This window comes from Cohnella sp. (assembly GCF_041641335.1).
Lineage (GTDB): Bacteria > Bacillota > Bacilli > Paenibacillales > Paenibacillaceae > Cohnella.
The window spans coordinates 79,641-90,883 of the sequence record NZ_JBEPYQ010000015.1 but is presented as its reverse complement, the minus strand read 5'-3'; the positions used below and the strand labels follow the sequence as shown (position 1 = coordinate 90,883).

Genomic DNA, 11,243 nt, shown 5'->3' with positions numbered 1-11,243 from the left:
TTCCACGCGTACCCATCCCGAACACGACCGTTAAGCCCTCCAGCGCCGATGGTACTTGGACCGCAGGGTCCTGGGAGAGTAGGACGTCGCCAGGCCAAGAAGAAGCACCCTTAACCGGGTGCTTTTTGCGTTAGTGGCGTTTATTGCGAGCCGGAAAGTGTGATACAATCGATCGATTTTTTATACATTCCTTCTGACTTCCCCAAAACAGCCGAAACAATGGAATTTTTGTTATATAGTAGGGGGAGCCGAAGGGGAGAATCGATTTAATCCTCCTGACGCGCGGGAATTGCCGATTAAGACGGGGGGAAACGCAATGATAAAAAAGGCAGGCACGGGTATTTTAGCTGCGGCATTAGCGTTTGGAACATTCGGATGCAGCGGAAGCGGAGAAGGAGGCGGCGATTGGGAGCCGCTGGATAGGAACACGGAAACGAAGCTTAAAGTGATGTACTGGAGCATGGAGCAGTTTCAACGGGAATACGGAATGCTGTTCCAGAACGAATTTCCCAATGTAGAAATCGAAGTCGTGAGCAGACAAGGAAAATTCAATGACACGTCCAAATCCAGAGAGCAAATTTTTAACGAGCTTGTGGATAAGGAGCAGCCTGATGTCCTGTTCCTGTTCGAACACGAATATGAAAGCATGGCGAGGAACGGAAAACTGCTGGATCTCGACGTTCCGATCCAGATGAGTTCGTACGATATGGAAGGATACAATCCGGCGATCCTTTCCCTGCTTCGCAACGAGGGCGACGGCAAGCTGTACGGGCTTAGTCCCTTTTTCACGAGCGAAGCGCTTTTCTACAATATCGATCTGTTCAACAAATATAATATCGAGCTTCCACGGGATTCGATGACGTGGGACGAAGTATTCGAGCTGGCGAAGAGGTTTCCGACGGACGGTGACGAGAAGAGCAGAATTTACGGATTTACGATAGACGGTTTCATGCATCCTCTGTTCAGTACGCTCAAAATCGGAGCTGCACAAAATCTGCGCGTATTCAATACGGAAGCAACCGAAGCCCAATTGAACAGCGAAGCATGGCGCAAAGTATTCGAAACCGTAGTGGGGGCCGTTAAATCGGGCGCATTTTATCTGCCGACGGAAGAGGAGCAACACAAGCAGATGAGAATGCTGGAAGACGATCGCTTCGTCACGGGCCGGTCGGCAATGACCTTCCAGCCTCCGCATCAGGTCGGCGCGCTCCTAAATGCTAAGAACTCCCTCAAGGACGTTACACCGGTTAACTGGGGGCTAGTCACCGCACCGGTCGATCCCAACAATCGTACGCAGAGCGGCTCATACAATTATAGCGCGGTTTTCGCGATCAATTCGCAATCCAGAAATGCCAAAGTGGCTTGGGAATTCATCAAGTATGCGAACTCGGCGGATTATGCCCAGATCAGGGCGAATTCAAGCAACGGCGAGTTATTCAGCCGAACGGAATTCAATCGTCCTCAGGACGAACGGGATATGACCGCATTTTTCAAGCTGGAACCGAAGGCGGAGCTCCGCAGCGAGTTCAAGAACCTTCCGGAGGGATTGGACTGGACCGTAAGAGAGCTGATGGCCCGGGAGCTTACGGCAGTGGTAAACGACAAAAAAACATTGGATGAAGCGATCAGGACGATGCAGGAGGAAGCGGAAGCGACGCTCGTCAACATGAAAGCCAATCAGGAAAAATAAATAGCTCAGCTTTCTTTAGCCAAGCTGTTCACGGGAGCGATCGGAACTCATATTTGTTGAACAAAACCTCCATACTATCCCTGTAATGCACAGGAGCGGAGGGAGCGCATGTCCGTATTCAAAACGGCAACGCTGATCGGAGTTTGCGTGTCGGCGGCGGTCGCTTGCGGGTACAATCAGGCGCAGGCGCAGCCGCACAAAAAGACGAGGGCATACTACGAAGAGCGGGAAGAAGTCGTATGGGAAGTGCCGATGAAGGAGAAGTTGATCGCCCTGACGTTCGACGACGGTCCCAACCCCGTCACGACTCCGAAAATTCTCGATTTGCTCGCGGCGAACGACGCCAAATCGACCTTTTTCGTAGTCGGCAAACGGATGGATCGGTATCCGGACGTCGTAAGGAGAGAAGCGAAGGAAGGTCATGAAGTCGCGAATCATACATACAATCATCTGTATCTGAACCATCGGATCAGCCAGCAGCGGCTGGAAGATGAGCTTAGCCGGACCGAAAAGCAGATCGTGAGCCTGACCGGGAAGCACAGCCTATGGTTCAGGCCGCCGGGAGGTTTCTTCAACGATTCCGTCGTTCGGATCGCGCGCGAGCGCGGCTATACGATGGTGTTATGGTCATGGCATCAGGATACGAAGGATTGGAGCTCTCCCGGAACGCGCAAAATCGTCGACAGGGTGCTGAAGAACGTCCGTAACGGCGATATCGTTTTGTTTCACGATCATGTCGAAGGGTCGATGCAGACGGTTCAAGCGCTGGAGACGATTCTTCCGGAGCTGAGGAGGCGCGGTTACAGGATGGTGACCGTGTCCGAATTGATTCAGCATAAAAAATCGAATCCGTTGTTGGGAAAACCGCAATCCTGAATAAGAACGAGCCTGCCCCGTTACGGCAGGTTCATTTTTTTATACTCTGAATCGATTTTTTACACTTAGGCATTAGATTTAGAAAATTTATGAAAATTTTAAGGAATTGACATCCAAAATTCGATATGATGGGGATGAGTGCTATCTACATAGGGGGTTGTTCCGTGAAAAAATACTTGGTTACATTACTGAGCCTCATGCTGGTGCTCGGCTTGTTAAGCGCATGCGGCGGAGGAGGCAAGAAGGAGGGGGAACTGGCACCTCTCGGCAAAGATGAAGAAGCGAAAATCAAGGTTATGTTCTGGGACAGCAATTATTTCTTTCAGGAATACGGAAATATGTTTGCGACGCAATTTCCCAATGTCGAAATCGAAGTCGCCAATATGCAGTCGATGTACAGCCAAGACGCTACGGAAACGATGGAGGAACGGTTCAACAAATTTCTGGACGAGCATAAGCCCGACGTGCTTCTGCTTCAAGGCGGGGAGTACGAGAAGCTGGCCCAGGACGGCAAGCTGTTCGCGCTCGATTCTGTCATCGAGCAGGACAAATTCGAGACGGAAGGCATTCATCCGGCTATTTTGAAGATGCTGCGGGAGCAGGGAGGCGGCAAGTTATACGGCCTGTCTCCGGAATTCTCCAGTTCGGCGCTGTTTTACAATGTCGATTTGTTCAAAAAACATGGCGTAGAACCGCCGAAGGATTCGATGAGCTGGGAAGAAGTGTTCGAGCTGGCCAAGCGTTTTCCGACGGACGGAGACAAAGATTCCAAAGTGTATGGACTATCGATGGACTCCTACTCCAGCCTCTCTAACCTGATCCAGATGATCGGCTCGGGGCAGGAGCTTAGAATGCTGAGCGCGGACGGTTCCTCGTTCAATATCGAAACGGATTCGTGGAGAAAAGTATTCCAGTCGGCGATCGATGCGGCGAAGTCGGGAGCGCTGTACGTGCCGACGGAGGAGGACAGATCGTTCAATTTCACGACGATGGAAGAAATGTATCAGAGAAATCTGTTCGTGATGGGCAGGTCGGCCATGGCGGTAAAAAGCAGCTATGAGGTTCAGCAGATTATCCAGGCCAAAGAGCAGCTCAAAAATGTAACCCCCGTCAACTGGGGGATCGTCACGGCGCCGGTCGACCCGAACAATCGGAATCAGAGCAGCTACTTCAGCTTGGGCAGCATCTTCGCGGTAAGCTCCAGCTCCGCGAATCCCCGCGCCGCATGGGAGTTCATCAAGTATATTAACGGAGATCCGTTCGCCAAGCTCAAGTCCAAATCGCTCTACGGCAGCCTGCTGAGCCGCACGAAACATAATCCGGACAAGGACGGTCGCAGCATGGAGCCGTTCTATAAGCTGGAACCGAAGGCCAATACGAACAACGAGTATACGAAAGCGCCGATCAATTTCTTCGGTGCGCTGAGCGCTCTGGTCGAGGCGGAAGTCGACGCTGCGCTGAACGACAAGAAGACGGTGGAGGAAGCGCTAGAGGCGATTCAGGAGAAAGGAGAAGCCGAATTGCTGAAGGCGAGGAAGGCGGCCGAGGAAGCAAGTCCGTCTCCGTCGGCTTCGTCCGCGAGTTCCGAATCGGAATCCCCGTCCCCGTCCCAATAGCGGCAGGAGACGGCGTACGGAATCCAAGAGAAGGGCTGCTGCGCGCAATGCATACGGACGGTTGTTTCAGGTATCCTCGGATCCTTGGAACAGCCGCTTTTTATTTTCCGAAAAGGGATTCGGCCGGTCATAACGCATGAACGCGACCGTACATATGTAAGAAGGGGAGAAAGGGGAGAGGGCGATGGAATGGTGGGCGATCTGGCTCATTGCGGCCGGGCTGTTGCTGATTGCCGAGCTGCTGACGCTGACCTATTACATGCTGTGGCTAAGCGCGGGAGCCGTGGTTGCGGCCGTCGTATCCTTGTTGGCGCCGGACGACTTTTTGCTCCAATCGTTGATCGGCGGGGTAGCCGCTCTCGCGCTAACGGGCTTGACCAAACCGCTGACGAGAAGGTTCAAGGTAGGGAAGGGTTTCCGCGATGCGCATGAGGATTTGGTCGGCAAACAAGGCGTCGTGATCGCGAAGATTTCCCCGGATCGTCCCGGCATCGTCAAGGTCGGTTCCGAAACGTGGAGCGCGGCTTCCAAGGAGGAGCTCGACCCGGATGAACGGGTAACCGTCGTCGGACGAAGCTCGACCGTACTCGAAGTTCAAAAAACGGGAGGTAATCCTGAATGATGTACGTCGTATTTTTAATCGTCATCGTGATCGTATTGGTCGTGGTGCTGTCGATCAAGATCGTGCCGCAGCAGAGGGTCGGTGTGGTCGAGAGATTGGGGAAATTCAACCGGCTGCTGACGCCCGGCGTGAATGTGCTCGTTCCGTTCATCGACAACGTTCGCGTATTCCACGACCTGAGAATCCAGCAAGCGAACGTGCCGCCGCAGACGGTCATTACCAAGGACAACGTCCAGGTGCAGATCGACACGATTATTTTCTACCAGATCGTCGCTCCGGAGCAGGCTACATATGGAATTTCCGATTATGTGTACGGAGTGCGCAACATTACGACCGCTACGCTTCGTCAAATAATAGGGAACATGGAATTGGACGAGACGTTGTCGGGAAGGGAACGAATTTCTTCCAACATTCGCCTGGCGCTGGACGAAGCGACCGAGAAATGGGGCGTTCGCATCGAGCGGGTCGAAGTGCTGGATATCAAACCGCCCGGCGACATTCAGGAAGCGATGGATAAGCAGATGAAGGCGGAGCGGAACAAGCGCGCGATCGTTCTGGAAGCGGAAGCGGCGAAGCAGGATTTGATATTGCGGTCCGAAGGGGATAAGCAGAGTAAAATCTTGAAGGCGGAAGGCGAGAAAGAGGCGCGCATTCGCCAAGCGGAAGGCTTGCGGCAGGCGCAGGAACTGGAGGCGCTGGGAGAGGCGAAGGCGATTCTGGCGGTGGCCGAGGCCGAGAAAGCGAGAATCGAGATGCTGCGGGCGGCGGGGCTCGACGAGAAAGTGCTGGCCTACCGCTCGTTCGAAGCGCTCGGGGAAATCGCCAAAGGACCGGCGAACAAGGTGTTCCTCCCTTCAAGCGTCGCGGAAACGCTGGGAAGCTTGGGAGCGATGGGCGACTTGTTCAAGTCTAAGGGGTAAGGAGGAAAAGGAGCTGTCCGCGGTTATGTAAAGCAGGATTCAGGACAGCTCCGTCCGTCCGGTTAGAGCACTCTTCTCGCTGTAATATAACGTTTGGAGTAGCTGCTCAATTTGCTGACGATAACGCCGTTGACGCTGCCGCCGATCGTGTTATGGATGAATTGCCCGTTGCCGATGTAGATGCCGACGTGATTGACTCTGCCCGGCTTGGATACGCTGAAGAAGACGAGATCGCCTTTTTTCAGATTGCTTTTGGACACGTAGACGCCTTGCTTGCTCTGCGCTTGGGAGCCCCACTTCAGGTTGACGCCTTGCTTGGCGAACACGTATTTCGTGAAGGAAGAGCAGTCGAACCACAGTTTGGAAGGATTGTTGACTCCAAATTTGTATTTGACTTTGCCTTTAAGCTGCTGGGCTGCGGAAATGACCGCATTCGCTTTCTGGGTCGACGTCGCGCTTGCCGACACCGTGGTCGCCGCATGAGCGGACGGTTGTTCCAGCGCGCCAATGCCCGTCGCAAGGACCGCGAAGCAGGTCGCGCCGATTGCGATTTTCTTGAGCCGTTGTCCGAAGTTCATGTAAGTTCCTCCTGAAGTTGTTCTAGATGACAAAATGGAGTATATCATGTTGCTTGTCCCTGTATTGAGAAATTAAGGGCATCTTAATATTGGGAATATGTGCCGTCTGCCGTCCCCCCGTCTTCGCGTTCGCAATAAGCGTTCAAATCGATCGCTTTAGCGATTGACGGTTCGAGGTTTCGTCTTCTATAATTAATAATTATCGGATAATTCTGTATATTTTAAGGGATGAACCGTTTCCATGAGGAAGGAGTGGATGCGCGTGCGGATGCGCGAAACGAATCGGAATCGAATCTTCGTCTTTACCGGACCGGACGGTTCCGGAAGAAAATCGGTTGCGGAAGCGGTCGGCCAAACCTTCGGCATGGAGAAGATCGTTTCTTACGCGACCAGGCCTCCCAGACCGGGGGAAGTGAACGGACAGGATTACGTATTCGTCAACCATGACGAATACCGGGAGCTGGAGCAGCGGGGCGAATTTCTCGAAAGCGTGGAAATCGACGGTCAGTTGTACGGCATTCGCAGCGCGGATATCGAAAGCAAGCTGGATCAGCACGATTCCGTCTATCTGATCTTGAATCATGAAGGCGCTAGCATTCTTAAACATATTTACGGGGATAAAGCGGTACGCCTGTTTCTCTACGTGGACCGGAGGACGGCGGAGGATCGTCAGCGCAATCTGGGGCTGCCGGAAGAGGTCATCGCCAAGCATCTGGGGCACTATGAACGGGAGCTGGGCTATCGCGCCTCCTGCGAGCACGCATACGAGAACTACGATCTGGCTCAGACGACCTACGAGATTACGAACACGCTGGAAACTTATTTGCAGCGGGATCTGGTCGACAAGGATTGAGCGTACTCGGAAACGCCCGTTGACGAGAATGGAAGGACATGGTATTGTAAGGCTACAAATCAATAAGCGAAAGCGGAAGCACCGCAAATTTCGACGCGTTATGCGTCGGGGTTTGCGGTTTTTTGTTTTCCGGGAAGGAGGCGGACGATGGTAAAGAGGATCGTGTTGGCGGCGGAGGAGCGAGAGTACGTCGCCAAGCTGGCAGAGTACTTGCGGGAGGAGGAGAAGGATTGGGAGGTGGCCGCTTACACGCATGTCGGAGCGTTGAAAATGGAATTGCAGAGTGGCGGGAAAATCGACGCGCTGATCGGAGAACTGGAGATGGTGAGACGTGCGCTGGCCGACGGAGGGAAAGCCGGCAAAATTATCGTTCTGGCGGACGGGAACGAAGGCGGGGAAGAGGATTGGGAGAAGCTTGTCCGCTATCAGCCTCTGCCGGCTCTGCTGAGCGGCATCCGAGGAGTGCTTGGGATGGAAGGGGCCAAGCTGGAAGGGGGATGTCAGGTGTGGACGGTATTTTCGGCCTCGGGAGGCGTCGGCAAGACGACAGCGGCGTTAAACCTTGTTCGTCAAGCGGGGGAAAGGAGGCTGCGCGTTCTCTATCTCAATCTCGAGGAGTTGAACGCGACATCGCTTCTGTTCGGCAGCGGGGAGCCGGACGCCTTATCCAGCCTCCTCTACGCTCTGCAGGCGCGTCCCGAGCAGTGGGACGAGCTGTCGCGGCGGCTGTGCCGGCATCAGTCGCAATTGCGGGCCGATTATATCGACGCTCCGGAGCATCCCGGGGAGAGGCTCGCCCTTGTTCCGGAGATTACGGCAGACCTGCTCGACAAGCTGAAACAGGCGAACCGGTACGATGTCATCGTCGTCGACCCCGATTCCGGCGCGGGGGAGTGGCATCGCAGCCTTCTTCAGCGGAGCGACCGGATCGTCTGGCTGACGCTGGACGACGCGCAAGGTTTGCTGAAGGCAGAGAAGCTGCTTCGCTACTGGGAGCCCCGTTTGGAAGGAGCGGCGCTCCATCCGACGTTCGTCATGAACCGGGCGGCGGGAGCAAGGCCCGTTAATCGCTGGACGCTGCCGGGAACGGAACCGGCGCTTACGCTTCCGTACATTCCGCAGTGGAAGGCGGTCGACCAGCCGGGAAGGCTGCTCTCGTCGCCTGCATACTCCGGGGCGGTTGAACGGCTTCTGGACATCCTGGGGGCGGGAACCGGCGGTTCGTCTGCGGAGCGCAGGAGGAGGGGAGAAGGACATGGCGGACAGCGGGCTCACGATCGAGGAGTTGGTTGAACTCCGGAACGCCGTTCGCGCCCGTATGACTTGGGACGATTCGATCACGGACGACGACTTGCGGAAGCTGATCGAAGACGAGCTGTTTCGCGGAGAGCGGGCAAGGCGAATGACGGCGGGAGAGCGCAAGGCCGCGGTGATGCGTCTATATCACTCGTTTCGAGGCTTGGATGCGCTTCAGCCGCTGCTGGAAGACCAGGAGATAACGGAAATCATGATCAATTCCCATAGAGAGATTTTTATCGAGAAGAGAGGGGAGTTAAGAGCGGTCGATCTTGGATTCGAGAGCAACGAGAGGCTGGAGGATCTCATTCAGAGCATAGTCGGGCGGGTGAACCGCATTGTCAACGAAGCTTCTCCGATCGTGGACGCGCGGCTTCCCGACGGCTCGCGGGTGCATGTCGTTCTTCCTCCGATCGCATTGAAGGGGCCGACCGTGACGATCCGTCGGTTCCCGCACCAGCCGCTTGGCATCGAAGATTTGATCGCCAAGGACGCGATCTCGAGGGAGGCGGCCGAATTTCTGCGGGACATGGTAAGGGCCAAATACAACTTATTTGTCAGCGGTGGCACCGGCTCGGGCAAGACGACGTTCCTCAACGCTTTGTCTCAGTGGATTCCCTCTCACGAAAGAGTCATTACAATCGAAGACGCCGCAGAGCTGCAGCTTCGCGGGATAGCCAATCTCGTCTCGCTGGAGACGCGCAACGCGAACAGCGAAGGCAAAGGGCAATTGGGCATTCGCGAGCTGATTCGGGCGTCGCTGCGGATGAGGCCCAACCGGATCATCGTCGGCGAAGTTCGCGGCGGGGAGGCGCTCGATATGCTGCAGGCGATGAATACCGGTCATGAAGGCTCGCTGTCCACGGGGCACGCGAACGGCGCCAAGGACATGATCTCAAGGCTGGAGACGATGGTGCTGAGCGGAGCGGATTTGCCGGTGCCCGTAGTCCGCCAGCAGATGGCTTCGGCGCTCGATATTGTCGTTCATTTGAGCCGCTTCCGGGATTCCAGCCGACGCGTAGCCGAAATATGCGAAGTGACGGGAATCGAGCAAGGCGAAGTTCGATTGAACACGCTGTTTCGCTTCGAGGAGGAAAGGGAGCGGGACGGCCGCATTGTCGGAAGCTTGCGCAGAGTCGCTCCGCTTCGCGATACGGGCAAGCTGCGCCATGCCGGACTGCTGAAGGAGGAAAGGGGATGACGGATTATTCGGTCTATCGTCTCAGCGCGAAGGAGAAGGCGTGGGCGATCTTCGTCGGCTGCACGGCCTGTTACGCGATCATATGGGTACTGTACCGGCATCCGGGTATCGCAGCCGTCGCCGCTCCGCTCGGGCTACTGTACCCAAGGCATTATGCTATCAGCCTATGTCGGCGGCGCAAGGATAAGCTGAGACAGCAGTTCAAGGACGCTCTGCAGGCACTGACCTCCTTGCTGTCCGCAGGCAGGTCCGTCGAGAACGCCTTCATGGCTCTCGAGAGCGACTTGGTGCTGCTGATCGGCGACAGCCGCTCCGATCTGATCAGAGAGCTGAGGGCGATCGTCAATCGGCTGAGCAACGGAGAGCAGCTTGAAACCGGCTTGCAGGACTTTGCGGCGCGATCCGACTTAGAGGAGGTGAGGAATTTTGCGGAAGCGATCGCGATTTGCAAGAGATCGGGAGGGGACCTCGTGGAAGTGGTCAGAAGAACATCGCTGCTCATTTCCGAGAAGATGGACGTCGAGCTGGAAGTGTCGGTACTGATCGCGCAGAAGAGATTCGAAGCGAGAATCATGATGGCGATGCCCTTCGCGTTCGTCGGAATACTTGGCTTTCTGGCTGCCGATTACATGCAGCCGATGAGAGAAGGGATGGGGATCGTCGTGCTGACGGTTTGTTTGCTCTTGTTGGCGCTTTGCAGTTGGTGGATGATGCGCATTATGGATATCAAGCTATGAGCGGATGGCTGATTCAGATCGTCTGCGCGGCGCTCCTCGTTGCCTACGCCTGCCTTGTCGCGATGTCCTGGCGCGATCTGAGAGGGCAGCGGATCAGACTGCGTACAGATCCGTTTGCGGTTGTGCTGCGGATTCCCACCGTTCAGAGAAGGGTGCTGCCGCTGCTAGATAGGGCGCGCGTCTCGTTGGCTTTGTTGAACGGAGGCTCCTGTTCGGAAAACAAGCTGATCGATTGGGCGGCTGAGGGAGCGGGACTTGCCTATGCGGCGCTGACGGGCATGAGTGTGTTGGCTTGGGCGGCGGATACGCCGGAGTTGCTCGCCGTCGGGGGGCTGCTCGGAGGAATGTTGCCCCTCCTGCGGATGAAGGAGCTTGCCGGACAAGTCGGCAAGCGCCGCCAGAGCATGGTTACGGAGCTGCCGGAGCTGTTAAGCAAGCTGCTGCTGATGGTGAACGCGGGAGAGAACGTCATGCGCGCTTTGGCCCGATCGGCCGAGAAGAGGAGAGCCGCCTCCGACGACAATCCTCTGTACGCGGAGCTGAGAGCGGCGATCGAGAGCATGAAGCGAGGAGAAAGCTTGGCGGCGGCGCTCGAAGAATGGGGAAGAAGATGCGCGATTCCCGAGGCCAAACTGTTCGCGACGACCGTGCTGATCAACGCGAGAAGAGGCGGGGATGCGTTCATTCCCGCGCTGCGGGAGTTGACCAGGCAGATGTGGGAGAAGAGGAAGGCGATCGCGAGAACGATGGGCGAGCAAGCCTCTTCGAGGCTGGCGTTTCCGTTGACAATCGTGTTTCTGTTGATCATGGTCATGGTCGGAGCTCCGGCCGTATTCATGATGTGAGAGATCAAA

Annotated in this window: 11 protein-coding genes and 1 rRNA gene; 11 read left to right on the top strand and 1 reads right to left on the bottom strand. The window is 55.6% G+C overall.

What is annotated here, in order from left to right; translation table 11 throughout:
* The 6 genes from rrf to ACESLM_RS07100 all read left to right on the top strand — a co-directional run.
* A 5S ribosomal RNA gene (rrf, locus tag ACESLM_RS07125) occupies window positions 1–95 on the top strand; the annotation flags it as partial.
* Window positions 96–316: 221 nt separating this feature from the next.
* Window positions 317–1,690: an ABC transporter substrate-binding protein gene (locus ACESLM_RS07120; protein ID WP_372630865.1), complete on the top strand. Its 1,374-nt coding sequence runs from the start codon at window positions 317–319 to the stop codon at window positions 1,688–1,690.
* Between the two features lie 108 nt (window positions 1,691–1,798).
* Window positions 1,799–2,566, top strand: a complete 768-nt coding sequence (locus ACESLM_RS07115) for a polysaccharide deacetylase family protein (protein ID WP_372630864.1) — start codon at window positions 1,799–1,801, stop codon at window positions 2,564–2,566.
* 164 nt (window positions 2,567–2,730) lie between these two features.
* Window positions 2,731–4,182 carry an ABC transporter substrate-binding protein gene (locus ACESLM_RS07110; protein ID WP_372630863.1) on the top strand — a complete coding sequence of 484 codons (1,452 nt, stop codon included), beginning with the start codon at window positions 2,731–2,733 and terminating at the stop codon, window positions 4,180–4,182.
* Window positions 4,183–4,366: 184 nt separating this feature from the next.
* Entirely contained in the window at window positions 4,367–4,804 is a 438-nt protein-coding gene (locus ACESLM_RS07105) for an NfeD family protein (protein ID WP_372630862.1), read from the top strand.
* Window positions 4,801–5,724 carry an SPFH domain-containing protein gene (locus ACESLM_RS07100; protein ID WP_372630861.1) on the top strand — a complete coding sequence of 308 codons (924 nt, stop codon included), beginning with the start codon at window positions 4,801–4,803 and terminating at the stop codon, window positions 5,722–5,724. The genes ACESLM_RS07105 and ACESLM_RS07100 overlap by 4 nt, the downstream gene beginning before the upstream one ends.
* A gap of 62 nt (window positions 5,725–5,786) precedes the next feature.
* Here ACESLM_RS07100 and ACESLM_RS07095 read toward each other — a convergent pair whose 3' ends face one another.
* Window positions 5,787–6,302: a C40 family peptidase gene (locus ACESLM_RS07095; RefSeq protein WP_372630860.1), complete on the bottom strand. Its 516-nt coding sequence runs from the start codon at window positions 6,300–6,302 to the stop codon at window positions 5,787–5,789.
* A gap of 241 nt (window positions 6,303–6,543) precedes the next feature.
* Between ACESLM_RS07095 and ACESLM_RS07090 the strand changes: the two genes are divergently transcribed.
* The 5 genes from ACESLM_RS07090 (at window position 6,544) to ACESLM_RS07070 (ending at window position 11,234) form a co-directional block, all read left to right on the top strand.
* Window positions 6,544–7,155 (top strand): guanylate kinase, encoded by a 612-nt coding sequence (locus ACESLM_RS07090; protein WP_372630859.1) that lies wholly within the window; start codon window positions 6,544–6,546, stop codon window positions 7,153–7,155.
* 147 nt (window positions 7,156–7,302) lie between these two features.
* Window positions 7,303–8,448, top strand: coding sequence for a nucleotide-binding protein (locus ACESLM_RS07085; RefSeq protein ID WP_372630858.1), 1,146 nt, complete (start codon window positions 7,303–7,305; stop codon window positions 8,446–8,448).
* Window positions 8,411–9,652, top strand: a complete 1,242-nt coding sequence (locus tag ACESLM_RS07080; RefSeq protein ID WP_372630857.1) for a TadA family conjugal transfer-associated ATPase — start codon at window positions 8,411–8,413, stop codon at window positions 9,650–9,652. The genes ACESLM_RS07085 and ACESLM_RS07080 overlap by 38 nt, the downstream gene beginning before the upstream one ends.
* Window positions 9,649–10,389 carry a type II secretion system F family protein gene (locus ACESLM_RS07075; RefSeq protein WP_372630856.1) on the top strand — a complete coding sequence of 247 codons (741 nt, stop codon included), beginning with the start codon at window positions 9,649–9,651 and terminating at the stop codon, window positions 10,387–10,389. The genes ACESLM_RS07080 and ACESLM_RS07075 overlap by 4 nt, the downstream gene beginning before the upstream one ends.
* Window positions 10,386–11,234, top strand: coding sequence for a type II secretion system F family protein (locus tag ACESLM_RS07070; protein WP_372630855.1), 849 nt, complete (start codon window positions 10,386–10,388; stop codon window positions 11,232–11,234). The genes ACESLM_RS07075 and ACESLM_RS07070 overlap by 4 nt, the downstream gene beginning before the upstream one ends.
* Window positions 11,235–11,243: the final 9 nt, after the last annotated feature.